Consider the following 26204-nt stretch of genomic DNA (forward strand, 5'->3'; position numbering starts at 1 on the left):
ACGATGAGCGAATACCTAATCCTATGTGTAGATGATGAGCGAGAAGTGTTGGACAGTGTTCTACAGGACCTCGATGATTATGAGGAACATTTTGTTGTCGAAGGTGCTGAATCAGTTGATGAAGCAAGAGAAGTGATTCAAGAACACGCTAAAGATGGTACAAGACTGGCATTGATTCTCTGCGATCACATCATGCCGGAACAAACAGGCGTCAGCTTCCTTATCGAGCTTAGTGAAAATGAAGAGTTCAAGCACTGTCGTAAGGTATTACTAACAGGACAAGCAGGCCACGAAGATACAATAGAAGCTGTCAATCATGCCTGTCTTGATTTCTACATTAGTAAACCATGGAAAGGCGATCACCTGAGAGAAGTAGTTAAACAGCAACTTACTGATTTTGTGATAGAACACGATAAGAACCTCGCCCCTTGGGGACGAATCTTAGACACAGAACGGATTTTTAAGGCCCTATCAGATAATCGAATGAGCTTTGGCGAATGACCGAGTTTTATCCCAAGTGCTAATTCTGTGAACTATAACTTTATAACAGACTGTAGTTGTGGGAATTATAGCGTGGCTACTCTCAGGTTTTCTGTTACTAATTCCTTACAGAATGCGGACGTTTTGATTGAAATCTGTATGACAATGTAAATTTTTGGGAATTTGCCCTCGTTAAAGACACTTTTTATTGGTGAATCAATCACAAATTGGATTATCATACTCCGATAATGATTGTCGCCATAAGCTTGATGCGACGCGCGTGCTTCTTATGGGCAAGGAATTAATTTCAACAAAAAGGTTTAGAGACACTATGCGCAAAACTCTATTAGCCGCTCTGATGGTAATCACTTCTCAGCAGGCGTTTGCAAACCAAGAAGAACCACGAGCTACAATGAGTAACTTCAACTATGATTATGCTGAAGCTCGAATTGGTGCAAGTCCGATGACATTCGGTGCTGCAATTAGCAAGTCAATCCACCCTAACGCTCATATCGTTGGTAGCATTGATTCTAAGTTTGAAGGCGATTACGATTTTTCTGGTGGTGTTGGCTTCCACGCTCCGGTAAATAACTGGGCGGACTTTACTGGTGAAATGCTTGCTCACATCCACGATAGCGGTGAGCATCACAAAACAGACACAGGTATGGAAGTTAACCTAGGTGTGCGCCAATGGTTAGGTCCACAGCTTGAGATTGGTGGTAAAGCCGGTTACCTGAACGTTGGTGATAAAGATCGTTGGATGGGTAGCGTATATGGTCGCTTCCACTCAACTGAACTATTCTCACTAGGCTTAGAGGGCCGTATCAACCATATCTATGGTGATCAACTTATGTTTACTGCTCGCTTTGCATTCTAAGGCTATTAGCGAACGGAGCGAAAAAGGTCGTGCTAAGCACGACCTTTTTTATTTAATCAATTTCTGAGCAGTACTGTAGCAGTTGCTGTTTACGGGGGTCTTGAATCAACTTCCAGTGTATTCCCTCAACCGCCCCTGCAAATTTCCAAAGCAATTTTACATCCACATCATTGCCATAGGTTCTTTTTACTTTATTGAACACTTGCGGCGCACCCAACTCCAAGAATGTTTTTACATCTTCAATGCCAGACTTCTTCACCATACGTTCGAGCGTGAGCTGCATATTCGGTAGGTCTCTAAGTCTTCTATTTTCTGCAGACTTTTTGCTCGATTGCTGTTCAACAGAATTAGTAATGGAACGCTGCACTAAGTCACTTAGCATCGGTGCTCTTTCATTAAACAACGCCGTAATGTCATAGTAATTAACGGTTGCTGTAGATTGCTTTTTAACATGCCTAAACTTTTCACAATTTAGGTTTTGTAGCGTCTCGTCTAAAGCACAGCCACCACGAATAAAAACTCTATCGTTACTGATAAGCGCATACATAGCACCGTCTTTAAACAGCCCTGTACCACCAAACATGGAGCGCTTTTGAGAGATGCCGAATTGAATTGTGTAGTCGTAAAAAGATTGCTCTATCATTTCCTTTGATCCTTAATCTTTTACCCCGATTAATACGATCACCAGAAATAGCAGCGGATAAATGCGAAAAAATATTATTTAGAGTCAGTCAAGATAAGTAGTAACTGCTCTGTTTGTTTTATGTGTAATTATAATAGTTCACAATGCAAAATAAGTCTGGCTCAACGTCACAAATGTGCGACTTAAAAGCAAAAGCTTTGCGAGTCACTTCACATGATTCCTATTATACAACCGATTTCATTAACAATTTTCTAATTGAATGGTGTTTCAAACGTCAAACAATTGACCTAAGACTACATTTTGGCATTTAGGTTATTGTCAATTGTAAAGCCTGACAGGTAAACTGACCTTCTATCTCCAGCTGTCGAAATCTTATGAACCACTTATCTTTTTACTGGCTACCAGACAACCAACAATTATTTATAGAGAGCTTAGAAACCGAATTTGCTGAGCTCGTAGAACAATCAATTAATACCGGAAAAATATCTCTTCCTCCAATTTCCGAAGTTGTTCTCAAGATTCAAAAACTGTGCTCCTTAGAGTCCACCGGGATTTCGGACATCGCAAATTGCCTGTTAGAAGATCCTGGACTAGCAGCTATCGTGCTCAAAGTCGCCAACTCTGTCATCTTTAATCGTGGCAATGTGACCTGTAAGGACCTGAATACAGCGGTCTCTCGCTTAGGTATCCTTCGTGTCAGAGATATTGTAACTGCCCAATCAATAGAACTTCTTAAGCACTCCGTCAATCTGACTGAGGAATGTAAGGATGTTTTGGTACAAAGTGCAGCAGTATCAAGAGAGCTCGCTGCGACCATGGTGATGGTCACCCAAGCTTTCCAAGATCAAGCGCCAACAACCTATCAATATCTTGAGCAAGAAAAAGCGTTACTTGTTGGCTTCCTAGCAGACATTGGACTGTTCTGCCTAGTCAACGAGTATCACCTCTATTTAGAGAAAGGCAACTACCTTGACTCCAACCTTGCGATGCAAATATTCCACTCGCGCTGCCCTATCACCAGTGAGCAAGTATTAAAAACTTGGGGCTTCGACAATGACTTTATCGAAGTGGCGTCGAATCAACCTAAGTCTCTAGAGCGACCAGAAGTGTCTTATCTCGATATCGCACGAATCGCCAATCACGTGTTGTTGTATCGAAAGCAAGATCACGAAGCATTAGAAGAACATGAAGTTGAAATAAACGTAGATGGTGCAGAAGTGCTGTATAAGTTAACGACGATGTCTGATCAGGAATTCAAAACCAAGACATCAGAAATTATCCGCTCAGCAGGAATGTAGGAGAGCAATCTCCTATCTCACTCTTGTTTTTGTGAAGTAAACCTCTCACAATACCGCATACGCTAATAATAACGAAGGATCGTCGCGTCAATGTTTTCAGGGATGCTGTATATTTTTACGCCGCTAGTCATCGGTTATTTTTTTTCTATTAATAATAAATCATTGCTTGAGACGTTAAATAAAGCGACCTCATGGTTGATTTACATCATCTTGTTCCTAATGGGACTGAGCCTAGCCGCATTAGATAACTTCGGAAGCAACCTCAAGACCATTGTTACCATGACATTGGTGTTCTTTGTGTCAATCGGTGCCTGCAATTTGCTGTCTTTACCCCTGGTCGACCGTATTCTGCCACTAAAGACCGAAAATCTGACAAGTAACCTACCCCTTTCAGCCATGGCGTTAGAGTCACTAAAGCTCATATTAGTGGTCGGTTCAGGCTTAGTAGCCGGCCTATTGTTGCCAATAGGTTTAGGCTGGGTAGAAACTGCCAGTGAGTGGATTCTGCTCGCTCTACTATTTTTTATCGGTATTCAATTAAGAAACAGCGGACTCACGCTAAAACAGATTCTGGTAAACAAGCAAGGCATGGCGATCGCACTCATTATTGTCGTGAGCTCTCTCATAGGTGGTGCAATTGCTGCAATGGTACTTGATATCTCTGTCTACAAAGGTCTTGCTATGGCGTCAGGATTTGGGTGGTATTCACTAGCAGGAATTCTAATGGGCGATGCATTTGGACCAGTTTACGGTGGCGCATCTTTTATGATTGAACTGTTAAGAGAGCTGGTTGCACTTGTCTTTATCCCATTGTTAATCACCAGAAAACCCTGTACCGCCATAGGTTATGCAGGAGCAACTGCGATGGACTTTACCCTACCCGTCATTCAAAGCACTGGTGGCGTAAGATGCGTCCCAGTCGCCATCGTTAGTGGTTTTATTTTGAGTCTATTGGTACCAGTGATGATGTTATTTTTTGTATCACTTGCTGGTTAGATCGCAGGAAAACAGCGATTTTTCAGATATGCTTCGCTATCAAAACAACAATAAAGACGTATTAATAATTTAGTTAGCCCAATTCAAAGGACAATATAATGAAAAAATGGCTTATCGCAGCAATGCTCGTCGGAACTTCTTTTTCCTCATTTTCAGCTGACACGCAATGCTTAGAGAAGAAATACGATGCTTATATCGATGCATCTATCCAATGGTATGATGATCTCGTTCAATTAACGACCCAGCAATATCCAGAACTTGAAAGCGTTGGACAATGGTTTCTAGATGGTCGTAAAAACCATTTTGAACTTAATCGCGAGGCCGTTCATTACTACTTAAAGAACGAACCAACCAAAGTAGCAACTGAGCGCTCTATCGAAAGTTGGCTACAACTAGAACAACAAGATGTAAAAGCGCTAGCACAGCGTAATGATATGTTAGGTAAAGCTGCTGCTAAGAGCTTCGCTGATCGTCAAGCTAAACCTCATGAACAGAACTACGATCTGCGTAGCGCGTTTGCTGATTTACTCAGCCACCCAAAGAAGATCGACACCGCACTTAATAAATACAACTCGGCTATCCAGAAGGTAGAAAAAACCGAGTGTAAATAGTGGATTAACGACATTTAAAAAGCTGGCAAACTGCCAGCTTTTTGCATTTTATTTGACCATTCACACAATGCTTCGCACGCTACCCCATGAAAATTAAGTTCCCATCCCAATTTTTGCGAGACTTTCACCGCTAATTGGTTTAGATTGTGCCGCTTGCAGTAACGGAATAATAGTAGATCACGGTATGGTATCTGAGCAGAAAATTGCTGATGTCAGCTTCGAAAGCCTTCTTCGAATCTTCACTATCCCTGAAGGACCAGATTCAACTCTGACCCAAATCGAAGAAGGATTGTCCAAGAACTTAAACCAGTTTTTGCGCGAACATATAGTGGCAGAAGAAAAGCCTTTACATGAAATTGAAAAGGACTTTTCTAGTGCTGTTATTCCAGAACAACCAGCGTTTGTTTCGGACCATACTGAACACCTTCTTGATACGCTCGTATCGCACTCGGTACACACCTCTTCACCAAGTTTTATTGGTCATATGACCTCGGCCTTGCCTTATTTCTTGATGCCGTTGTCGAAAATTATGATCGCGCTAAATCAGAACTTGGTAAAGATTGAAACCTCCAAAGCATTCACGCCTCTAGAACGCCAAGTTCTGGGTATGCTCCATAAACTGATTTATGGTGAATCCGACCCTTTCTATAGTCGATGGATGCACAGTGCTAACCATTCTCTTGGTGCATTTTGCTCGGGAGGCACCATTGCTAATATCACCGCACTTTGGGTGGCACGCAATAACGCGTTAAAAGCACAAGGTGATTTCCTTGGCGTGGAAAAAGAAGGGTTGTTTAAGGCAATGAAACATTACGGTTATGAAGGTCTAGCCGTGCTTGTCTCTGAACGTGGGCATTATTCTCTAAAAAAAGCTGCCGACGTCCTTGGCATTGGTCAACAAGGTCTGGTCGCAGTTAAAACGGATAGTTCTAACCGAATCTGCCCTGAAGATCTAAAAGCCAAATTTGCTCAGCTCAAAGAAGACAAGATCAAACCTTTTGCGGTCATTGGCGTTGCCGGGACAACCGAAACAGGTAACGTTGATCCATTAAGAGAAATCGCTCAAATCTGCCAACAAGAGTCTTGTCACTTTCACGTTGATGCGGCATGGGGCGGCGCTACTTTGATGTCGGCTAAATATCGCTATCTACTAGATGGTGTGGAACTGGCGGATTCAGTGACAATTGATGCGCATAAGCAGCTTTATATCCCTATGGGTGCGGGTATGGTGTTGTTCAAGCAACCAGATGCCATGAAGAGCATCGAACACCACGCTCAGTATATTTTGCGTAAAGGGTCGAAAGACTTGGGCAGTCACACTCTAGAAGGTTCACGCTCAGGCATGGCAATGCTCGTGTATGCCGCAATGCATATAATTAGCCGTCCAGGTTATGAGCTGTTGATCAATCAAAGCATAGAAAAAGCTCGTTACTTTGCTGACCTCATTAAACAACAAGACGATTTCGAGCTCGTAAGCGAACCAGAATTGTGTCTCCTGACCTATCGCTACGTTCCAAAATATGTCCGTAATGCACTGGCTAGTGCTTCAACCGAGCAGACAACCGAGATCCATAACTTGCTAAATGAACTGACCAAAGTCATTCAGAAAAAACAGCGAGAAACCGGGCTCTCCTTTGTATCTCGCACACAACTTAATCCAACTCAATGGACACTGCGCGACACTATTGTGTTTAGAGTCGTACTAGCCAACCCTTTAACTACAACGGATGTGTTAAGTTCAGTACTTGAAGAACAAAGAGATATTGCTAAAACGGTGTCTAACTTAATGGCAAGACTTGATCAAGTCTCTCACGAGATCCTTCGTACAAAAGACTAAAAGTGAAATCAATTTCATTCTCGCAGTTATGAAAATTTCTTTCTGTTTTGTGGGAGTAATACGGTAAAAACGAGCTAGAAACTGGCGATTTCTGGCTGTTTTTTCTTCAATTGTTTTTTTCTTCCATTTTTTTGTTTGATGCCTGTCATATTCTAAAGATTTCATGTGAGCTTTTATTACAGCTCGTATGCTGCTTCGTTTATACTGAGGACATGGAGTTGGCGTATTTCTAACGTACTATAAGAACTCAATGTTAGATTGAGATTTGCGAAATTACCTTTTGCTCTTCACTAATAGAATCGCCAGCAAGTTGTTCTCTTTACCCTGTGAACACTATGAATACACTAGAGAAAGTCCAAAAAAATTTAGAGAACTTCAGCAAATCTGAACGTAAGGTTGCTGAAGTTATTATGGCATCCCCCCAGACTGCCATACACTCAAGTATCGCGACACTCGCTAAGATGGCGGATGTTAGTGAGCCAACTGTTAACCGCTTCTGCCGTCGTTTAGACACCAAAGGTTTCCCAGACTTTAAACTGCACCTCGCACAAAGTTTGGCGAATGGTACACCTTATGTGAACCGTAACGTCGAAGAAGACGACGGTCCGGATGCCTATACTCACAAGATTTTTGAGTCGACAATGGCATGCTTGGACGTTGCTAAGAACAGCCTAGACCCGATGCAAATCAATCGTGCGGTTGACTTGCTGACTCAAGCAAAGCGAATCTCTTTCTTTGGTCTAGGTGCTTCCTCATCGGTTGCTCGAGATGCTCAAAACAAGTTTATCCGTTTCAACATTCCTATCTCTTGTTACGAAGACGTAGTAATGCAACGTATGAGCTGTATCAACTGTTCAGACAACGATGTTATCGTACTGATTTCTCACACAGGTCGTACTAAGAGCCAAGTTGAAATTGCTCACCTTGCTAGGGAAAACGGTGCAACAGTTATTGCCGTTACCGCGAAAGACTCGCCGTTAGATAAGGCCAGTTCGTTATCTATTACTGTCGACGTACCAGAAGACACTGACGTTTACATGCCGATGGCTAGCCGCGTGGTACAGATGACCATCATCGATGTCTTAGCGACAGGCTTTACATTGCGTCGTGGCTCTGGCTTCAGAGACAACCTAAAACGCGTGAAAGAAGCATTAAAAGATTCTCGCTACAACAAAATGCCTAACTACTAGTCATAGAAAATCCGTTAAAAAAAGAGGCCAATGGCCTCTTTTTTATTGCTCGTTAATCTGTCTCGACTGGATTATTGCGAATCTCTACTTGGTTTGAGTCCTCATGGGTTTGCGGATGACCATCGCACTGACATTGACACACTTGATTCAGAATAAAAATAAGTCTGTCTTCAGTTAATGGTATAGGGTTGCCTTTAATAGCTACTGACTTCATTGCATCAGCAGCAACCTGCTCGAAAGACGTATTACAAACGCCAAACTCGGATAGTAGTGGCAGTTCAAGCCTTTCGAGTATCATATTCACCCATAGCACGCTGTCTTCAATACTGGCATTGGTTCGTCCAGTAAGAATTTGCGCCATATTACGGTATCGATTCAACACGTCACTGCGTCCTGCTCTTTTCGCTGCTTTAATGTTCTCAGTCATAACATGTGGAGCGAGTCGTGCGGTAATCACGCTATGTGGCGCGGTAATTTTGCCACCAAGCGCTGAGGCAAGGCCATGAGCAGCCCCCAATTTGGCATTAGTTATCGCCATCCCGCCTAGCATCGCGGCAAAGGACAGATCCGCACGTGATTTGGGATTATCTTGTTTGCAACCTGAGATAATGGAATAACTGAGGCGTCTCAAACCTTCTTCACAAACCATATCAGTCAATGGGTTGGGTTCACCACAAACGTACGCTTCCATTAAGTGAGTAAATGCATCCATTGCACCCCGCCCCGAAGTGTAAGCATCGGTACCGTAGGTTAGAACAGGGTCGACAATCGCCACATCAGGCAACATATCCGGATTCCGTAAACTCACTTTAACCTTATCTTGTCCAGATTTAAGTACCGCATTTTTGGTCACTTCAGCTCCGGTACTGGCTGTAGTTGGAATTGCGATCATGGGAATAGGTTTGGTTTTTAATGGCACATTTCGACCCACAACTTCAACATAGTCGTAGACATCACCCTGATTGGGAATGATCGCAGCAAGTGCCTTACCCATATCTAAAACACTGCCACCACCAATAGCAACCACCATGTCAGGCTTAAAACGCCTACCCATGATCGCCGTTTCCTCGACCATGGTAATGTTAGGCTCGCCACGAATGGCGACATGCTGATAACGCATGTTTTGGCTGTGAAGATAATGAATCACAGGGTCGGCTCTTTGACGCTCCTGCCCTGTTACCAGCAACACACTGTATCCAAACTGATTGATGATTGAGAGGGAAGATTGAAGCGCGCCCTCTCCGAAGATAATACGACTAGACGTCATGAACTGAAACATACCAATATCCTTTAGGTATACCATTCGACTCACTAATCAAACCATTGCCTATGAAACTAGCAATACAAATACTCTAAGTGTGAGTCTTATTGGTAGTGCAAACATAGAAAAGAAAAGCTTCGATAAGCATGCAGTTTCCTTTGCTGCAAAAACTTGATTTAAACCAAGCTACTTAGTTTTTGCTCTATTTTATATCGACAACTTTGCCATAAATCACACTCCGTTATGTTCAACTTTGCATCTAACTGAGTAAATTATGCTCTGATAGTTTTCACCTATTAGAGCAAGTGGGATTTGCCACTTTATTTCCTTTTCATCTTGAGGCATAGTGGTTTCCAACAATATGAAAGAGCTGAGACTTGGTCTCTTTAGATGCTCAGAAAAAGTTTAATCTTCAAGGAGAAAGTCAATGTTCGTAGTGATTTTTGGTCGCCCTGGTTGTCCATTCTGTGTTCGTGCAAAAGAGCACGCTGAAAAGCTAAAAGAAAAACGTGACGATTTTAACTACCGTTACGTTGATATCCATGCAGAAGGTATCTCAAAAGCAGATTTAGAGAAAACTGTAGGTAAACCTGTTGAAACAGTACCTCAAATCTTCATTGACCAAGAGCACATTGGCGGCTGTACTGAATTCGAAGCCTACGCTAAAGAAAATCTTGGCCTTTTTGACGAATAATCGTCTGCACTATCAATAGTATAGTTGAAAAAAGAGTCTCAATAGCCAGCTGATATAAGCTGGCTTTTTTATTTGCGAGCTGCATCCGTTTTCATCAAGACTGTCATCGATTGTCAGGCTTTGTCTGGATTAGGATAGAAATACGTAATCTAATAGTAAAACATAAAAAAAATCACTTATCTTTTTGATTATTTCGGCTACAATCGCCACACTTTATTAATCTCAACTTAAGCCTCTTCGAGCAGCTACATACAGTGAATATCGACGTAGTAAATTTGCTAGATCAAAACCCGATTCTTCTCATCTTTGTCGCTTTAGCGATTGGCCTTGCTTTTGGCAAAATTCGCTTTGGTAATCTTCAACTCGGCAACTCTATTGGTGTTTTAATTGCCTCTCTCGTCATGGGACATTTAGGTTTCAGTTTTAATGCGGAAGCCTTGACCATCGGCTTTATGCTATTTATCTACTGTGTGGGTATTGAAGCTGGTCCCAACTTCTTTGGCATCTTTTTCCGTGACGGAAAACATTATTTAATTCTCAGTCTTGTTGTGTTGGTCACCGCACTGACAGTGACCTACTTTGCTAGCCACTACTTGGGACTTGATTACGGTCTTTCCGCAGGTGTGATGGCCGGTGCTTTGACCGCTACACCAGTGTTAGTAGGTGCTCAAGACGCCTTAAATTCAGGGCTTGCGACGATTCCGCGTGGAATGGACTTCTCTTTGGTCATAGAGAATCTTTCTGTAGGTTATGCAATGGCTTACCTGATCGGCCTTATCAGTATGATCATGCTTGCCAAGTTACTGCCTAAGTTGCAAAAGCAAAACCTGCATGACTCTGCACAGCAAATCGCGCAAGAACGAGGGTTGGGCGGCTCAGGCCAGAGAAAAGTCTATCTGCCTATTATTCGTGCTTACCGTGTCGGACAAGAGCTAATCGACTGGACGGACGGGAAAAACTTGAGAGAGCTTGGTATTTATCGCCAAACAGGCTGTTATATCGAGCGAATTCGCCGTAATGGCATCTTGGCTCACCCAGATGGCGATGCTATTTTGCAAGAAGGCGATGAGATTGCCTTGGTTGGTTTCCCTGACAGTCACGCTCGTCTAGACCCAAGCTTCCGCAACGGTAAAGAAGTATTCGACCGCAACTTGCTCGACCTGCGAATCGTTGAAGAAGAGATCGTAGTAAAAAGTGACAACATTGCAGGAAAGAGCTTATCGAGCCTAAACCTTTCCGAGTATGGCTGTTTCCTCAACCGAGTCGTTCGAGCGCAAATTGAAATGCCAATGGACGCCAATATCGTGCTGGCAAAAGGGGATATTCTTCAGGTCAGTGGTGAAAAGAGTCGTGTACATGGCCTTGCAGAGAAAATTGGTTTCATTTCGATCCACAGTCAAATGGCCGACCTGCTCGCGTTTTGTAGCTTCTTTATTCTTGGCATTATGTTTGGTTTGATTACCATGACTTTTGGACAAGTTTCGTTTGGTCTAGGTAACGCTGTAGGTCTTTTGCTTGCAGGGATCACGCTCGGTTTCTTAAGAGCCAACCACCCTACTTTTGGTTATGTTCCTCAGGGAGCCTTGAACATGGTCAAAGATCTTGGCTTGATGTTCTTTATGGTTGGTATTGGCTTGAGTGCAGGCGGCAAGATGTTTGAGCACTTAACTCAAGTCGGTCCTCAGGTCATAGCGATAGCTTTCTTAGTTAGCGTTGTGCCTGTTGTTTTAGCTTACCTTGTTGGAGCGTACGTTCTGAAAATGAACCGAGCGTTGTTGATAGGTGCGATTGTGGGTGCACGAACTTGCGCACCGGCTATGGATGTTGTTAATGAACACGCACGTTCAACTATACCGGCACTTGGTTATGCGGGCACCTATGCTATTGCTAACATACTAATGACACTAGCAGGTACCATACTTATCATTTTGTCCTAGTCTTTTATAACGAAAGCTCTAGGGCAACGGTTCTATCAAAACTGTTATTTCTATATACAGCAAATAGCAAAGGGGCGCATAAAGCGCCCCTTTTCACTATCAGCTAATGTCTCGATTATAGGTCGATAACATCAAACTCTACGAGTGGTGATACATCTGCATCATAGTCCACACCGTCAACACCGAAACCAAATAGCTTCAAGAACTCTTCTTTGTACTCAACGTAGTCAGTTAGCTCTTTCAGATTTTCAGTTGTGATTTGTGGCCAAAGTTCTGCACAGTGCTTCTGGATATCATCACGCAGTTCCCAGTCATCTAGACGTAAACGATTCTTTTCATCGACTTCTGCAGCGCTACCGTCAGCTTTGTAAAGACGCTGAGAGAACATACGGAAGATCTGCTCCATACAGCCTTCGTGGATACCCTCTTCACGCATCTTCTTAAATACCATTGCGATATAAAGAGGCATAACAGGAATCGCCGAACTTGCTTGAGTCACAACAGACTTAAGAACCGCTACATTGGCACTACCACCAGTTTTAGCCAACTTATCGTTAAGCTCTGTAGCGGCACGATCTAGGTCCATTTTTGCTTTACCTAGTGCGCCTTCCCAATAGATAGGCCATGTCAGCTCAGTACCAATGTATGAATACGCAACCGTCTTACAACCGTCTGCAAGTACACCAGCATCTGATAGCGCGTTAATCCATAGCTCCCAATCTTGGCCGCCCATTACAGTAACAGTATCTTCAATCTCTTGTTCTGTCGCTGGCTCAACACTTGCTTCAATGATTGTGTCTGAGTTTGTGTCTACTGCTGTAGAAGTGTAAGTCTCACCAATTGGTTTTAGCGATGAACGAATCAGCTCACCCGTTTCTGGAAGCTTACGTACTGGAGAAGCCAATGAGTAAACCACCATGTCGATTTGACCAAGATCTTCTTTGACTAAATCAATAACTTTTTGTTTTGCTTCGTTAGAGAAAGCATCACCGTTGATGCTCTTCGAGTACAAGCCTTCTTCTTTTGCTAGCTTGTCAAAAGCAGCAGAGTTATAGAAACCTGCTGTACCAGGCTTACGTTCTGTACCTGGTTTTTCGAAAAATACGCCGATTGTCGCCGCACCACCACCGAATGCCGCAGCGATACGAGAAGACAGGCCATAACCACTAGAAGAGCCAACAACAAGTACACGCTTTGGCGCGTTTGCAATTGGTCCTTGAGCTTTGGTATAAGCGATTTGTTCTTTTACGTTTGCTTCACAACCTACTGGGTGAGTAGTAGTACAAATAAATCCACGAATTCTTGGTTTGATGATCATATTCAGTTCCTCAAAAAATCCCTAGTAGGATAAGAGTTTCAATCCCAGTTCGCATCTTATTTCTGTCAATTTCCTTGAATTTTCTAAGTGGTTGGAGCACTTTCGGCGCCTAATCCTCGATTTCTATAAAAAAAGCGCCCTATAAAAAGGCGCTTTTTGCTATTAACAAGAATAGTTTCTGTCCTAGTTAGGCAACACTATTCAACTTTGGTTTGGACTCTGAGTGCGTTCTTACTTCAGACATGTCATGGCTAAAGTGGTCAACTTGAATCGCTTTGTAGCGAAGAGCATCCGCTTCACGAATTCTAGCGACTTCTTCTTCAGTCAGAACATTAGCTTCAAGTGCTTGATTCAATCGATCTTCCAATAGACCTTTCTTCGCCACTTTGCCTTCTTTCACACCAACAAACAGCTTTTTCTCTAGGTCACGAATGTTGTACATCGCGATAAAGGCGTTTTCCATAAGACCGACATTATCGTCCTCTTTTGGCCCGATGTAACATAGGTGAGTCAGGCGATCACGATGCGCACCCGGTACCATCATACTTTTTGCTAGTTTCAACCCTAGATCGTCTGATGGTTTCTCAAAATGGTTACCAATCGGGAATAATAGACCTTTCAAAGTCACCCCTGCCCATCGTGCTGGGAAGTTGCGGTAAGCTTCGTTCAGTGACTTCGCTGCATGGTAGAAACAATGTTGAACCGAGTAATGAACGTAATCCAAGTCAGCTTGTTGACGACCATCATCTTCATACTTCTTCAGCGCCGCAGAAGCCATGAACAGGTAAGCAAGACCGTCACCTAAACGTGCTGAGATCATCTCTTTACGTTTCAGATCACCACCCAGTGTCAACATGGCAAAGTCTGCACTCACTGCTAAGGCTTTACTTAGGCGAGTTAGGTCTTTGTAGTAGCGTTTCGTTGGACCACTCATATGAGCACCGACAAATGCAGAACCTGTTAATGCTGCAGTAAAGGCACCCAAGGTGTTTTTAGTTGCATGACCGATATGTTTGAACAGTAGCTTATCAAAGTCCTCAGCAGCCTGTTTCTCATCTGGGTTGGCTGCTGCTTCCATCTCTTTAAGGACATATGGATGACAACGTGTTGCGCCCTGACCAAAGATCATCAAGTTACGAGTGAGGATGTTTGCACCTTCTACTGTGATCGCTACCGGGATACCCAAATAGCTCGAAGCAAGGTAATTCATAGGACCATCTTGGATGGCACGTCCAGCGTGAATATCCATAGAGTCATTGAGAATAGTACGTGCCATCTCAGTCATATGGTATTTGGCAATCGCTGTAACGATTCCTGGTTTTTCCCCCATATCCAGCGAGGTAGTCGTTAATGTTCGAGTCGCTTCAAGTAGGTAGGTTAAGCCACCAATACGGCCCATAGCTTCTGCTACACCCTCAAACTTACCGATAGACATACCAAACTGTTTACGAACATAAGCGTAAGCACCCGTTGTTCGTGTTGTTAGGTGTCCAATAGCGGTACCTAGTGCTGGAAGTGAGATACCTCGACCTGCGGACAGACATTCAACCAACATTCTCCATCCACGACCAGCATACTCTTGACCACCAATCAGCCAATCCATTGGGATAAATACATCTTTACCACGTGTCGGACCGTTCATGAATGCCAAATGCAATGGGTCATGACGCTCACCGATCTCAACACCTTTATGGTCTGCTGGAATCAGTGCACAAGTGATACCGATATCTTCTTTGTCACCCATAAGTTTGTCGGGATCGTGCAATTTGAAAGCGAGACCCAACACAGTCGCAACTGGTGCAAGCGTGATATAACGCTTATTCCAATTAAGGCGAATCCCTAATACTTCTTTGCCTTCATGCTCGCCATAACACACGATACCTTTGTCTGGGATACCGCCAGCGTCAGAACCCGCTTCAGGGCCCGTCAATGCGAAACATGGGATATCAGTACCGTCAGCCAAGCGTGGCAACCAATAATCTTTCTGCTCTTGCGTTCCGTAGTGAGACAGAAGCTCACCTGGGCCTAGTGAGTTTGGAACCATAACCGATACGGCAGCACTAATACTGCGAGTCGCAATTTTAGTTACAATGGTAGAGTTCGCTAGTGGCGAAAACTCTCTACCGCCAAACTTTTTAGAGATAATGAGAGAAAAGAAACGCTCTTTACGCAAGTATTCCCATACTTCTTTCGGTAAATCGCGGTCTTCTTTCACGATTTTGTTGTCATCTAGCATCTCTAGCAGTGTTTCAAGCTCATTGTCCATAAAGGACTGCTCTTCTGCTGACAGCGTCGGCTTAGGGTATTGGTGCAGTGTTTTAAAGTTAGGCGTTCCAGAGAATAACTCTCCATCCCACCATACGCTCCCTGCTTCCATTGCTTCTTTCTCGGTTGCCGATAGTGGTGGCAATACCTTCTTAAACATTTTGAATGCAGGGTCACTTATCCATTTTCTTCTCAGAGAGCTCATGATACCTATCCTTTTGTTCAGATTATTTCTTGTTATTATTTGGGTTATTAGTTTGATTAAGGTTTTAGCTTGGTAGTCATTATTCCGCCGCTACACCTGCAGCGAGATAGGGAATTATTTGGTTGATGATTGCTTCTGCGTCTACTTCTTTATCAAAGGAACTCAAAGCAATTTCTGATAATGCTTGACTCGATGCCATAGTGAATACGCATGTACCCAGTGTTAGGTGCAAACGCCAAAACAGGGTTTCTGCATCTAACTTTGGATTCGCTTTCATCACAGAGTGAGTGAACATCGCTAGCGCTTCGGTGTACCGAGTAGTGATAAACCAGCGCAAGTGGCCTTGAACATCAGTATAGCCACGTCCAACTAGCGACATGAATCTGCTCGCTCCTCCCGGCTTCACTTGGTTCAAGCTAAGCAAAGGTGACTTCAGCGCACCAAATACATCGGCCATTGTGTAGTGCTCACGCTCATTCAGTTCGTAGAGCGCCGCTTCTACAGCCGGCATAAACGCTTCTAGATAACGATTAAGTACTGCTCGAACCAGAGTTTTTTTATCGCCAAAATGATAGTTCACGGAGGCTAAATTCACGTTAGCCTTGCTAGTGATAGTTCGTAGAGAGGTATCGTTGAATCCATGCTCAGCGAACAGTATCTCTGCGACATCGAGAATCTTATCCTTGGTAGTTACTCTATTGGTCATTTCAATCATCCGTATCAAACACATGTTTGAATATACTCTCGCAACAGCAAGATAACAAGTGATTAACATCAAACTTTTTAATAAATACGCAAGACTGGTCGGACAAGGGTTATAACCACCTGTTTTCATTAAACTTTGAAAATTTTCTAAAAAAAACGTGTTTTTTTAATGAACTAACTCATCGTTATCGGGTCTATTTAAGTGTTATCAACAATGACTTGTTTTACCGACATGACACTGATTTCCATTGTTATTGTTGATGACATATGCTGCTTTTTCTTATTAACTCCTATTTTTGTATCCGCCCAAACCAACATTGGTTTGGGCTTTTTTTATCCGTTTTTCAAACATAAAAAAACCCAGCCTAAGCTGGGTTTGTGTAATCATAGTTTCTGGCAGTTAGTATTGAACCTTCGGTTCTGGCGCCTCTTCTTTAGGAAGTGAGAAGTTAAGCAATATGTAGCCAAGAACAGCTGCGGTTGTTGAGCCCATTAAAATGCCCAATCTAGCGTATGTATCAAACTCGGGGCTCACTCCAGTAAACGCCAGAGATGATATGAAAATCGACATAGTAAAGCCAATACCACACAAAACAGACACCGCAAACACCTGCTTAAAGTCCACACCATCAGGCAGTTTTGCCACACCAAGTTTCACTGCTAACCAACTAAAACTGAAGATACCTAGTGGTTTACCAACCAAGAGACCTAGCGCAATACCAAGTGGCAACATCGACGTTAGACCCGACATTGACACGCCTTCCAACGAGATGCCAGCATTGGCAAACGCGAAGATAGGTAGAATCAAAAATGCGACGTATGGATGAAGCGCATGTTCTATATGTTTCAGCGGTGACTTTTCACCTTCATTACCTTTAAGAGGGATAGCAAAGCCTAATACCACACCAGCTAAGGTTGCGTGCACTCCAGAGGCCAATACACTCACCCAAAGAACCGCACCAACCAAGAGGTAAACAGGTATGCTTGTCACCTTCTTCGCGTTCAACATGAACAACACGGCGGTCATTATGAAGCCAATAGTTAACGCCAACGTAGACAGATCGCTGCTATAAAACAACGCAATAATAACGATAACGCCTAAGTCATCAATGATAGCAAGTGCAAGTAGGAATACTTTCAGAGCTACAGGGACACGCTTACCCAACAACGCCATAATACCTAAAGCAAACGCGATATCCGTTGCTGCTGGGATCGCCCAGCCACTCATAGCTTCAGGATCACCCATGTTAAACAGTACATAAATAAGTGCTGGAGCTAACATGCCACCGACCGCTGCAATCGCAGGGAAAATAGCAGTCTCTCTAGACTTCAATGCACCTTCGAGTAGCTCACGTTTTACTTCCAAACCGATCAGGAAGAAGAAGATCGCCATCAAACCATCGTTGATCCAGTGTGAGATAGACAGACCAAACACGTAGGTATGAAGCACGCCTTGATACATTTCGTTCAATGGAGAGTTTGCGACGAACATAGCGATCGCAGCAGCGATAACGAGGATGATACCTCCAGCTGACTCCATCTTGAAAAAATTACGAATGACGTCATTCATGTTGTAAAGCCCTTAATAGTTATTCATCTTGTCAGAATGTTAAAAATTGTATATCTAGTTAATTTTCAGAAAAAATCGATTCTACGGAGTTTATACTAAGGAATTTCCGAAATATAAAACTAAACCGTTCGAGATATCCTCACAAGTAATGGCCGTGTTAGATAGAAGTATAGTGCATAGATGAGCAGCTAGTCATTGATAAATTCAATCACTTAGCTGTAGTCAATATCATTTGAGAGTTGAAGGCAGAAGAGAATTAGTAACAGATTGTTACTTGTAACTATATAACAACAAAAAGGTTTTTCTTACCTAATAACCACTAAGTTGCATAAAGCCAATGGCAGAATCTGAACCTTTGGCCGTAACTGACCCTTGCCATTGTGGTACGACGAAATTCACCCAGTTATCTCGCTTACGAGCATTAATAACCAAGTCGATATTTTGGCTGGGGATTTGTAGATTCCAGGATAGAGGCACACGAGTTCCTGACGCAAATTCCGTATAGTTGAGTGCCTTAAGTATGATGTCCTCCGATGGGATGTTAATGATGTTACCTTTAATATCAATCAAAGCAGCCGTGGTATAGGGCATATTGTCTTTGTAACGATATTGGCTCACCTGTAGCGCTTCAGTATCGCTCAGCCAAAGAAGAAAGTTATCTTCGCCGACATAATTTGCACCAACAAGCTCACTACCCCACTCTTTACTTAACCAAGCGCGGCCTGTCACTTTCAGCACCTTACCATCTGATAGGGTCAACTCTCCTGTTGATGCAACAAACGGCGATTCAAAAGTATAAGATGCGCGAGGGAGTAGATCATGTTTGGCGTGGTAGCCATTTTCGCCAATAAGAGCATATGGCCCGGTTTGTTTTAACTGAAGATTCACACTGAAGTTATCGCTGGATAAGCGCAGATTCCCAGGCAGTGGCTGATTAGACAGAGAACGCCAAGACCACTCATCAATCCAAACGCGAAATGGACGGCTAAGACCTCCCGCCTGACCGATACCACCACGAGCGATGCGCTGATCAGTAAACATTCCTAAATGGCTATTCATCACTAAATTTGCGATGTAGATCTGTGGATCTTGCCAACCCGTTGCAATACGGTCATCGCTGGCATAGCGAAAAAAGCGCCATCTTAGCCAGTATGCCTGACCAGATTCGTCTTTCAGCTGCACCACCATTTGCCACCATTCATGTTGGAATTCAGGATGAAAACGGAAGTCTCTTGGTAGCTCAACCTCTCGGTCGGGTAAAACAGGTTCAAAAACCTTACGACCTGGAGAACCAAATACAGTATTGATATAGGTCGCTTTAGTCACACTGGGCTTTGACTCGCGTGATTCCGTTAGCCAAATTGAAGTGCTAGCGACCACCACTACCAGCAAGCATGAGAAAATAAGCTTCTGCATACGATTCATCTATAACGCATCCCTTAACGAATGAATCGGTGTATTACGTATCAACTTCAGCACTGGTAGCGCTCCTGCAACTACCAAGGCCAACAGAGACCACAAACATGTGGTGAGATACTGCCATGGGACAATCTGCAGTTGTAAAGACCAACCGAACGACTGCTTGATCACAATATCCACAATCAGTTGCGCCAGTGCAATACCAAGCGGCATAGCAATAATGGCAGAGATAAGCCCAAACACCAGCAACTGTAAGCCACCCATTAACACCAGCTCTTTTGCGGAAATACCCAGACAGCGCAGCAACGAGGTATGGCGTTGTCTAGAGATTTCCCCTGCTATTGTTGCAAAGAAGATACCAAACACGGCAATCACCAAGGTGATATTGCCCAGGGTGTCAGCAATCGCAAAAGTACGATCAAAGGTAGTCATCGCTTTAGCGTGAATAGACGTGTTGTCGTAAATCCGTTCACTGTTTAACCTAAATGTCGATTGCAGGCGTCTTTCGACAAACAACGATTGAGACTTATCATTCAGTACCGCTCCTAACGCCACATCACCAGAACCTTCTAAGTTGGCTAGCCAACGATTTTGCGATAACAATACTTGATGATAAGGGTTTCCGTAATCATAGTAGACACCAATCACGTGCCAGTTCCCACCCAGTGGCGGACCTAAATCGACATAATCGCCCGGACGAATATCCAACTTAAGTGCCATAGATTCGCTGATCATGACACTGCGAGAGTGGTGAAGATTATACCAATAGTTAGGAACAGCAATTTTAACAGTTAACGCGTCGCGTTCACCTTCTGAGTCACCCGTACTAACCACTTGCATCATTCCATGATCTGTCGGGATCTCCTCTTCCCAGCGCCACCAGACGCGATCAACTTCGGGTTGAGCTTCCAACCATTTACTCATGCGAACTGCATTATTGTTAGTTGGATAAACGTAAATATCGGCCGCAAGCCTTTGGGTTAACCATCGGTCAGTAGTATCTCTAAAACTACCAACCATAGTCTCAACCCCCATATTAGCAGCCATAGCTAACATGAAAGCCATATTGGCAACACCGCGGTAGCTCATACTGGCAGCTGCATCCGCAAAGAACCAACGGACTTTTACCCAGCGGAGAGAGTACGAGAATAACGTGAAGATTTTCCAAGTAATAAACGGCGTAATCAATGCGACACTTAGCAACATCAATACAATGATGGCATAACCTGAGTTCTGCGACTTAGGTGCTTGATAAATAGCGACTGCAGCCACACAAAATCCACATGCTACAAACGCTTGCCATGTAAACTCTGCTCCGGTAAATCGCATTAACGATAGACGAGCAGAAAGTCGAATAGGTTGAGATTTCAAAAGTCGGACTAACGGCCAGCCACACGAGACCACAGCGCCAGTGAACGCTAATAAGAAGCTATAAAGGCTCCATTGCCAGCTCCACTCAATGCTCAAACCAATGTTCGCATCATAAAGATCATTCAAGCTCTGTGAGACGGCTGGAATCAACTGATTTGCCAATGCTAAACCAAACAGGTTGCCACCAAGCCAGCTCAAGAACACTAAAGCCGCCAGTTCAAGACACAAGGCTTGAGTCAACTGCCACCCCGAGACACCGACTTGGCGCAGACTACCAACCAAAGGCTGACGCTGAGCTAAAGACAACGACATCGCTTGATAGAAGATAAACAGGCCAACAACGAAAGACAGCATACTCATCGCAGACAAGTTGGTATGGAATGCTTTAGTGAGCGACTCCAGTTCTGATTGTGAGCTGCGTGATAACGTCATACCATTTGGAATCATCTTACGAAGATTCTCAAGTTTGGCTGCACTCATCTCACCACAAGCAATTACAGACAACCCAGACGATTTTTTCATCGCACGGACTAAAGACATATCCGCTAAGATACGCGTGCCGCGAATACCTTTCTTCGAATCAATCTTGATAGGGCCTAACTGAATTCCGTTATTGAGCGTCAACGTATCGCCATTTTGCCAACCCTTAAGCTCGGCAAGATCATGACTCACAATAATTGTCGTCGGGACTTTTATCATATCTTGCGATGCGATATCGCCAATAGTGACGACATTACGAAGCTGCAATAAAGAAATTGGATCTACACCAACTAGGTTAAGTTCCAAACCATCGACTGTAGTTACTTTTTGGATATCAAAAGGAACACATTGTTTGAACCCTTCGCGGCGCAGTTGGATATAGAAGCCTTGCGGAATTTTGGTTTCTGCGTGCTTAGGGCGAATGCGGTATGGAACGGGATTAGCGAAAAGTTTTTCACCGCTTGCGTAAGCCTGTTTAGCGTGGTGGTTTATAGCCGTAACGCCAACTAATAACGATACACCAAGCGTTAAACCAAGCCAGACGAGAAGTATTTGTAGCGGGTGGCGACGATAATGGCCAAGTAGTGCTTTAACTACGGGCCATAACATGAAGTTGCCCCCCTTGAAGGCGGATAGAACCGTCCATGTGAGAAGCGACTTTTTCACTGTGGGTGACGACAAGCAAGGTACACTCTAGGTGTCTTGTGAGTGAAGTAAGAAGTCGCATTACCGCTTCAGCGTTACGCTCATCCAAGCTACCCGTTGGCTCATCGGCTAGCAGGATTTTTGGCTCCATATAGAGCGCGCGAGCAATAGCCGCACGCTGCTGTTGCCCCCCAGAAAGCTCTTCTGGATAACGACCAAGCAACGCCATTAAATCTAAAGCGGATAAAATCTGACGCCAAAGCCCTCGATCTTCTGGCAGTCCTTTAATCTGTCTGCAGAATCGAATATTGTCGGCAATATTAAGAGTTGGTAGCAAATTGAACTGCTGAAAGATATGACCAATGTTATTTCTTCGATAAGCCGTTCTAAGACTTTCTTTTGCGTCATGCATAGCAAAATCGGGGTACCAGATTTCCCCAGAATCGACCTTATCGATGCCAGCGATTAAGTTAAGTAGTGTACTCTTACCCGAGCCACTTTCACCCATCAATGCCAGTTGTTCACCTTGCGACAGTGTTAGCTCTGCACTTTGCAATACAGGATGGAATTCTCCACCGTCAATATAGCCTTTACAAAGGTCTGACAACTTAAGCATTCAATCTCTTCAATCACTGGTAAATTTGGAGTGTGAATCTACACTAAATTTGCAGTTCTAGGAAGCAAATTTGGCCATAAAGCCCCTACATTGAGTCGGTTTAGCTCAATTTCGATTCAAGATATCGTTTTTTAAAAGAATTGGAATTTGGAACATATACGCGTGAAAACACCCTAATCAGCCATCATGTATTGTAAACAAATGAAGATAAACTAGAAAAATGTGTTAAATTTTATAGAGATAACAATTAAGAGAGATAACGGAATATGAAGCGCGTATTGGTATTAGGGGCGTCGGGTTATGTCGGTTCTCAGCTCATTCCTATCCTACTGGACCAAGGCTACGAAGTAACAGCAGCGGCTCGTCAAATAGACTACCTAAAAAGCCGTGTAGTCCCCCACTCGATGCTTAAGTTTGAGTATCTTGATCTCGCTAATCGAGACGCCACAATTGCACTCATTCCTAAGTTCGATATCGTTTATTTCTTGGTACATGGTATGGCTCATGGCCATGACTTTTTGGACTACGAGCTCTCTCTTGCTCAAAACTTCAAAGATGCGCTCGATATTAGTCATGTTGAACACGTCATCTATCTCAGCGCAATTCAACCTCAAACTGGTAATTCCGAGCACCTTGCAGCCAGAAAAGCAACCGGCAAGCTTCTTCGTACCAGTAAAGTGCCAATTACCGAACTGCGTGCAGGTGTTATTATAGGCCCCGGCTCTGCCGCTTACGAAATCATGAGGGATTTCGTCTATAACCTACCTATCTTAATCGCCCCCAAATGGGTGGACTCCAAAGCGAATCCTATTGCTTTACAAAACCTCAATTATTACCTAATCGAACTGGCTAAAGAGACATCACCCGATTCAATTATTTATGAGGTTGGTGGCCCCGATACCTTGTCTTACCGCGAGCAGTTCGCCGTTATTTGCAGCAAAATAAACAAACCACTACGACTCTGGTCAACGCAATTTCTTACACCTAAACTCGCCTCATACTGGCTCGGTGTTGTAACTTCGGTTCCTTCAAGCATTGGCAAAGCATTATTGGCGGGGCTAGAGCATGACTTTATCGCCGATTCTCAAGCAATCAGAGCTCGTTACCCACAAGATATGGTTTCCTACTCTGACTCTGTCTCAGAAACCATAGAAAAAGAAGGTACCTTTGTTCGTAGCAATGTTTGGGGCTACGACCCTGCGGCATTAACGCGATGGCAAGCAGGATTTGGCTATTACCCAAAGAAGACTGGGGCCGGCTATTTCACTGATAAATCCACTGAGCAGCTTTGGGAGGTCGTCAAACAAATCGGCAGTCCGAAAGAAGGCTATTTCTTTGCTAACACACTGTGGCGCACTCGAGAATGGTTAGATGTACTGTTTGGTGCAGGAAGACCAATAAGGCGCTCACCTGAAGGACCAGAATTAAAAGTGGGTGACTTTATCGATTCATGGAAAGTCATTCGATGTGACAAGCCGCATTTTCTGTCACTATTGTTCGGAATGAAAGGCCCTGGACTGGGGCGACTGGAATTCACCATTACTGATCATGGCGACAAAAGAGAAATCAACGTGACTGCGTGGTGGCACCCGCAAGGATTCAAAGGGCTGCTTTATTGGTTTGCAATGATGCCTGCACACTTGTTCATTTTTAAAGGAATGGTAAGGGCGATCTGTCGCAAAGCCTAGTCGTTACAAATACTTCAACCTCTATGCTTTGCGACAATTATGCTCTCATACCACTAAGCTTTAACTTAAGCTTTAAATGACAGAGGGATTTCAGCTAGCTGAGTCCCTTTGTTCATTGGATAAATAAGATATTCGCCGTGATACTTTACTTTCGATTTGTAATCAGTGCGTTTGTGGAGCATAAAGCCAGCCTCGTACGCTTTAGTCACAAACTCCGTATGATTACCACGTACAAACCAACTCATCGGCTTCACCAGGTTTTCTGCATCAAAGCAGTCGTCACATTGATTCGCGCACAGTGCGAAAGAGTTATGACCATCGGTGAAGAATTGAACTTTACTGCCATCAGTCAGAATCTCTGAGGTGCAGACCCCCCAACCCGCCTCTTCCATATCTTCAATAAACTGTTCAATCTTTGCATCAGTTACTGGCTGTACGTCACCAGAAAAAAACTCAGCATAGTAAGCAGAAATGCGCTTAAACAAAGGTTCAAGCATTGAATCATTACCCTTGGAACGCCCAGATTTCTGCCATTGAATTAGGTTAGCACTGGTCGTTTTCCCAAAACGCTGAGTTTTTATCGCTTTTGTTACCCATCGAACAAGAAAGTGATTGTTAGTCACTGGAGAATTAATCAACTTGCCTGAAGCATGCTCATTCGCCAATTCTTCTAGTGCACTGTTTACGACTTTTTGGATCTCTGAATAGTAGTCAGACATTATGCTTTTTTCCCAAACGTCCAATATAAGGCGGCGGATAATACCGAACAAATAGCCATTAATGCAATCATAGGCCAAACTGTTCCACCCGGAAGCATTGCCACAATCGCCCCAATGACTGAGCCAGTGCCAAATCGCAATGTTCCTGCAAGTGAGGAAGCCGTGCCCGCCATCGTTGGATAACCGCTTAACAACAAGCCCATTGAATTACTACCGATGGTCGACAGCGTACCAATAAATAGCATAACGAAAGGAACCGTACCCCAAATCCCAAGATCTAGAATACCACTCGCTAACAGTCCTAGACCTGCGAACAGCTGAATGCTTAGCCCAAAACGAAGCATGCCATGTAAGCCAACTTTCTTCACCATACGGCCATTAATGCTGGTCATGATGATCATTGTGACAATGTTCAGGCCAAACAGATATCCAAACTGATCTGGCGTCACACCATAGATATCAATATAGACAAACGAGCCCGCGGTAAGAAAGGCAAACATACCAGCAAACGAAAACGCTCCAGAGAACATCAGTCCCATCGCGACCGGATTCTTGCACAACCTCAGGTAGTTTCTGATCGTGGTTCGAAAACGAAGTGGCTGTCTGTTTTCTGGCGCTAAAGTCTCCGGAATTTTCCAAAGTACCGCTGCTATTACCACTACAGAAAATGCTGTCAGCACCCAAAATATCGAACGCCACCCAAACCAGACCGCCAAATGGCCCCCTATCATAGGCGCAACTAACGGAGCCAAGGTAATGACCAAGGTGACAAAAGACATGGTACGCGCGAAATCTTCCTTATCGAACATGTCGCGAACCACTGCTTGGATAATGACCGCTGCCGCTGCACCCGCAAAGCCTTGGGCAGTACGAATATAAGTTAAAGATTCAATGGTTGTCGCGGTGGCTGATATCGCTGAAGCAACGCCAAAAAAGAACACGCCAAATAGCAGGATCGGCCGGCGACCAAAACTATCAGCGAGAGGACCATGTAAAAGTTGGCCGATAGCAAATCCGGCAGTGTATACCGTTAATGTAATCTGAACAGCCCCGGCTGTTACCCCTAAATCTTGTGCGATAGTTGGCATCGCGGGCAAGTACATATCGATAGCAAGAGGCGTTAACGCGCCTATAGCTCCGAGAACTAGGAAAAGAACTAAACCTAGTTGAGGTATGTCGGGCTGCGATACTGGTTTAGAACTCATATCGCTCCTAATGAAATCTTTATTTGTGTGCGATCCGTGCCAACAAATAAACAACCTAGACTCAATTTATCCCATTGAGTGATGTGAGATAGCGCAACAACAGAGCGCTATCTTCGGGGTAACCGTAATATAAGGAAGGCTCTCAGAGTTCGAGAGTAATGACTCATTACGGGT

The 26204-nt window shown here is 43.8% G+C and carries 21 protein-coding genes; 10 read left to right on the forward strand and 11 right to left on the reverse strand.

Annotation, left to right across the window (positions count from 1 at the left end):
* The first annotated feature begins 3 nt into the window (after positions 1-3).
* Both JKJ11_RS09705 and JKJ11_RS09710 read left to right on the forward strand, forming a co-directional pair.
* On the forward strand, positions 4-501 hold the full coding sequence (locus tag JKJ11_RS09705; RefSeq protein WP_062459398.1) for a response regulator: 498 nt from the start codon (positions 4-6) through the stop codon (positions 499-501).
* 310 nt (positions 502-811) lie between these two features.
* Positions 812-1357 carry a hypothetical protein gene (locus JKJ11_RS09710; RefSeq protein WP_006074729.1) on the forward strand — a complete coding sequence of 182 codons (546 nt, stop codon included), beginning with the start codon at positions 812-814 and terminating at the stop codon, positions 1355-1357.
* Between the two features lie 52 nt (positions 1358-1409).
* Here JKJ11_RS09710 and JKJ11_RS09715 read toward each other — a convergent pair whose 3' ends face one another.
* On the reverse strand, positions 1410-2000 hold the full coding sequence (locus JKJ11_RS09715) for a TfoX/Sxy family DNA transformation protein (RefSeq protein WP_252038080.1): 591 nt from the start codon (positions 1998-2000) through the stop codon (positions 1410-1412).
* A 374-nt stretch (positions 2001-2374) separates the two neighbouring features.
* Here JKJ11_RS09715 and JKJ11_RS09720 point away from each other — a divergent pair, with 374 nt between their 5' ends.
* From JKJ11_RS09720 to JKJ11_RS09740, 5 genes are all read left to right on the forward strand, one after another.
* Positions 2375-3298, forward strand: coding sequence for an HDOD domain-containing protein (locus JKJ11_RS09720; RefSeq protein ID WP_006074731.1), 924 nt, complete (start codon positions 2375-2377; stop codon positions 3296-3298).
* A 90-nt stretch (positions 3299-3388) separates the two neighbouring features.
* Positions 3389-4294: a LysO family transporter gene (locus JKJ11_RS09725; protein WP_006074732.1), complete on the forward strand. Its 906-nt coding sequence runs from the start codon at positions 3389-3391 to the stop codon at positions 4292-4294.
* 98 nt (positions 4295-4392) lie between these two features.
* Positions 4393-4905: a hypothetical protein gene (locus JKJ11_RS09730; RefSeq protein ID WP_006074733.1), complete on the forward strand. Its 513-nt coding sequence runs from the start codon at positions 4393-4395 to the stop codon at positions 4903-4905.
* 184 nt (positions 4906-5089) lie between these two features.
* Positions 5090-6742: a pyridoxal-dependent aspartate 1-decarboxylase PanP gene (gene panP / locus JKJ11_RS09735; protein WP_252038081.1), complete on the forward strand. Its 1653-nt coding sequence runs from the start codon at positions 5090-5092 to the stop codon at positions 6740-6742.
* A gap of 335 nt (positions 6743-7077) precedes the next feature.
* Positions 7078-7932, forward strand: coding sequence for a MurR/RpiR family transcriptional regulator (locus tag JKJ11_RS09740; RefSeq protein ID WP_006074735.1), 855 nt, complete (start codon positions 7078-7080; stop codon positions 7930-7932).
* A gap of 52 nt (positions 7933-7984) precedes the next feature.
* Here JKJ11_RS09740 and JKJ11_RS09745 read toward each other — a convergent pair whose 3' ends face one another.
* Positions 7985-9211 (reverse strand): iron-containing alcohol dehydrogenase, encoded by a 1227-nt coding sequence (locus JKJ11_RS09745; RefSeq protein WP_006074736.1) that lies wholly within the window; start codon positions 9209-9211, stop codon positions 7985-7987.
* Positions 9212-9620: 409 nt separating this feature from the next.
* Here JKJ11_RS09745 and JKJ11_RS09750 point away from each other — a divergent pair, with 409 nt between their 5' ends.
* Positions 9621-9887: a GrxA family glutaredoxin gene (locus JKJ11_RS09750; RefSeq protein WP_006074737.1), complete on the forward strand. Its 267-nt coding sequence runs from the start codon at positions 9621-9623 to the stop codon at positions 9885-9887.
* 254 nt (positions 9888-10141) lie between these two features.
* Positions 10142-11824: an aspartate:alanine antiporter gene (locus tag JKJ11_RS09755; protein ID WP_088877499.1), complete on the forward strand. Its 1683-nt coding sequence runs from the start codon at positions 10142-10144 to the stop codon at positions 11822-11824.
* A 115-nt stretch (positions 11825-11939) separates the two neighbouring features.
* On the opposite strand, the gene fabV is transcribed toward JKJ11_RS09755, so the two are convergent.
* From fabV to JKJ11_RS09790, 7 genes are all read right to left on the reverse strand, one after another.
* Positions 11940-13142: an enoyl-ACP reductase FabV gene (gene fabV / locus JKJ11_RS09760; RefSeq protein WP_252038082.1), complete on the reverse strand. Its 1203-nt coding sequence runs from the start codon at positions 13140-13142 to the stop codon at positions 11940-11942.
* Between the two features lie 187 nt (positions 13143-13329).
* Complete coding sequence (locus JKJ11_RS09765; protein WP_006074740.1) at positions 13330-15612, reverse strand: acyl-CoA dehydrogenase; 2283 nt, start codon at positions 15610-15612, stop codon at positions 13330-13332.
* Between the two features lie 79 nt (positions 15613-15691).
* On the reverse strand, positions 15692-16327 hold the full coding sequence (psrA, locus tag JKJ11_RS09770; RefSeq protein ID WP_252038083.1) for a TetR family transcriptional repressor PsrA: 636 nt from the start codon (positions 16325-16327) through the stop codon (positions 15692-15694).
* A 390-nt stretch (positions 16328-16717) separates the two neighbouring features.
* Positions 16718-17887 (reverse strand): Na+/H+ antiporter NhaA, encoded by a 1170-nt coding sequence (gene nhaA, locus JKJ11_RS09775; RefSeq protein WP_006074742.1) that lies wholly within the window; start codon positions 17885-17887, stop codon positions 16718-16720.
* A gap of 309 nt (positions 17888-18196) precedes the next feature.
* Positions 18197-19312, reverse strand: coding sequence for a lipocalin-like domain-containing protein (locus JKJ11_RS09780; protein WP_006074743.1), 1116 nt, complete (start codon positions 19310-19312; stop codon positions 18197-18199).
* On the reverse strand, positions 19313-21766 hold the full coding sequence (locus JKJ11_RS09785) for an ABC transporter permease (RefSeq protein WP_006074744.1): 2454 nt from the start codon (positions 21764-21766) through the stop codon (positions 19313-19315).
* The gene (locus JKJ11_RS09790; RefSeq protein ID WP_006074745.1) at positions 21747-22418 is read right to left on the reverse strand and encodes an ABC transporter ATP-binding protein; all 672 of its coding nucleotides are present in this window, start codon (positions 22416-22418) and stop codon (positions 21747-21749) included. Before JKJ11_RS09790 ends, JKJ11_RS09785 begins: the two co-directional genes overlap by 20 nt.
* Before the next feature lie 266 nt (positions 22419-22684).
* Between JKJ11_RS09790 and JKJ11_RS09795 the strand changes: the two genes are divergently transcribed.
* A complete protein-coding gene (locus tag JKJ11_RS09795; protein WP_252038084.1) occupies positions 22685-24106 on the forward strand; it encodes a DUF2867 domain-containing protein in 1422 nt (473 codons plus the stop codon).
* A 65-nt stretch (positions 24107-24171) separates the two neighbouring features.
* Here JKJ11_RS09795 and JKJ11_RS09800 read toward each other — a convergent pair whose 3' ends face one another.
* Together JKJ11_RS09800 and JKJ11_RS09805 are read right to left on the reverse strand one after the other, a co-directional pair.
* Positions 24172-24825, reverse strand: a complete 654-nt coding sequence (locus tag JKJ11_RS09800; protein WP_252038085.1) for a DUF2913 family protein — start codon at positions 24823-24825, stop codon at positions 24172-24174.
* On the reverse strand, positions 24825-26030 hold the full coding sequence (locus JKJ11_RS09805) for a Bcr/CflA family multidrug efflux MFS transporter (RefSeq protein ID WP_031495648.1): 1206 nt from the start codon (positions 26028-26030) through the stop codon (positions 24825-24827). The genes JKJ11_RS09800 and JKJ11_RS09805 overlap by 1 nt, the downstream gene beginning before the upstream one ends.
* Between the last annotated feature and the right edge of the window lie 174 nt (positions 26031-26204).

The organism is Vibrio sp. SCSIO 43133 (assembly GCF_023716845.1).
Classification (GTDB): Bacteria; Pseudomonadota; Gammaproteobacteria; order Enterobacterales; family Vibrionaceae; genus Vibrio; species Vibrio mediterranei.

Bases quoted from the DNA above. Each gene is read 5' to 3' on its own strand.
- JKJ11_RS09785 (WP_006074744.1), bottom strand. From the start codon at position 21,766: ATGTTATGGCCCGTAGTTAAAGCACTACTTGGCCATTATCGTCGCCAC.
- nhaA (WP_006074742.1), bottom strand. From the start codon at position 17,887: ATGAATGACGTCATTCGTAATTTTTTCAAGATGGAGTCAGCTGGAGGT.
- JKJ11_RS09780 (WP_006074743.1), bottom strand. From the start codon at position 19,312: ATGAATCGTATGCAGAAGCTTATTTTCTCATGCTTGCTGGTAGTGGTG.
- JKJ11_RS09710 (WP_006074729.1), top strand. From the start codon at position 812: ATGCGCAAAACTCTATTAGCCGCTCTGATGGTAATCACTTCTCAGCAG.
- JKJ11_RS09730 (WP_006074733.1), top strand. From the start codon at position 4,393: ATGAAAAAATGGCTTATCGCAGCAATGCTCGTCGGAACTTCTTTTTCC.
- fabV (WP_252038082.1), bottom strand. From the start codon at position 13,142: ATGATCATCAAACCAAGAATTCGTGGATTTATTTGTACTACTACTCAC.
- psrA (WP_252038083.1), bottom strand. From the start codon at position 16,327: ATGATTGAAATGACCAATAGAGTAACTACCAAGGATAAGATTCTCGAT.
- JKJ11_RS09795 (WP_252038084.1), top strand. From the start codon at position 22,685: ATGAAGCGCGTATTGGTATTAGGGGCGTCGGGTTATGTCGGTTCTCAG.
- JKJ11_RS09765 (WP_006074740.1), bottom strand. From the start codon at position 15,612: ATGAGCTCTCTGAGAAGAAAATGGATAAGTGACCCTGCATTCAAAATG.
- JKJ11_RS09720 (WP_006074731.1), top strand. From the start codon at position 2,375: ATGAACCACTTATCTTTTTACTGGCTACCAGACAACCAACAATTATTT.
- JKJ11_RS09745 (WP_006074736.1), bottom strand. From the start codon at position 9,211: ATGTTTCAGTTCATGACGTCTAGTCGTATTATCTTCGGAGAGGGCGCG.
- JKJ11_RS09725 (WP_006074732.1), top strand. From the start codon at position 3,389: ATGTTTTCAGGGATGCTGTATATTTTTACGCCGCTAGTCATCGGTTAT.
- JKJ11_RS09790 (WP_006074745.1), bottom strand. From the start codon at position 22,418: ATGCTTAAGTTGTCAGACCTTTGTAAAGGCTATATTGACGGTGGAGAA.
- JKJ11_RS09750 (WP_006074737.1), top strand. From the start codon at position 9,621: ATGTTCGTAGTGATTTTTGGTCGCCCTGGTTGTCCATTCTGTGTTCGT.
- JKJ11_RS09800 (WP_252038085.1), bottom strand. From the start codon at position 24,825: ATGTCTGACTACTATTCAGAGATCCAAAAAGTCGTAAACAGTGCACTA.
- JKJ11_RS09740 (WP_006074735.1), top strand. From the start codon at position 7,078: ATGAATACACTAGAGAAAGTCCAAAAAAATTTAGAGAACTTCAGCAAA.
- JKJ11_RS09715 (WP_252038080.1), bottom strand. From the start codon at position 2,000: ATGATAGAGCAATCTTTTTACGACTACACAATTCAATTCGGCATCTCT.
- panP (WP_252038081.1), top strand. From the start codon at position 5,090: ATGGTATCTGAGCAGAAAATTGCTGATGTCAGCTTCGAAAGCCTTCTT.
- JKJ11_RS09805 (WP_031495648.1), bottom strand. From the start codon at position 26,030: ATGAGTTCTAAACCAGTATCGCAGCCCGACATACCTCAACTAGGTTTA.
- JKJ11_RS09705 (WP_062459398.1), top strand. From the start codon at position 4: ATGAGCGAATACCTAATCCTATGTGTAGATGATGAGCGAGAAGTGTTG.